The sequence below is a fragment of the Acinetobacter sp. NigerLNRRAM0016 genome (genome assembly GCF_054112845.1).
In genome coordinates this window covers 1-476 of sequence record NZ_JBSYVT010000122.1, presented here as the reverse complement: position 1 = coordinate 476, position 476 = coordinate 1, and the positions used below count along the sequence as shown (strand labels likewise).

The window sequence follows — 476 nt, the reverse complement described above, 5'->3', positions numbered from 1 at the left end:
GGCAGAGTAAAACTTGAAGTGCGACATAAACCACCTAATTAATTTAAAGGGTTTATGGAGTATATAAAATTGTCATACCATCATCTTAACTTTGAAGATCGTACTGCATTAATGCTTGAGTCAAGAAAAGAAGGCTTTTCAGCCAGAAAATTTGCTGAACTCATTAAAAGACATCCTAGTACGATCTATCGTGAGCTTAAAAGAAATAGCATCAATGACGTTTATCAAGCTCGATATGCTTCTGATAACACCTTCGCTAGACGTAGACGTGGTCACAGAAAACTCAAAATCGATTCAATCCTCTGGAAATTTATTGTTGAAGCGATCCGTTGTTTATGGTCTCCTCAGCAAATAGCAAAGCGTTTAAAGACATTTCCTGATTTGGATCAAACAATGAATGTAAGCCATACAACGATTTATTCAACGATACGAGCATTACCAAAGGGTGAGTTGAAAAAAGACTTATTATCCTGTCT

General features: G+C 36.1%; 1 pseudogene. It reads left to right on the top strand.

Annotated elements, in window-relative coordinates:
• Positions 1-54 precede the first annotated feature (54 nt).
• Positions 55-476 (top strand): annotated as a pseudogene (locus ACWQ4X_RS19805) (IS30-like element ISAba125 family transposase); the annotation flags it as partial.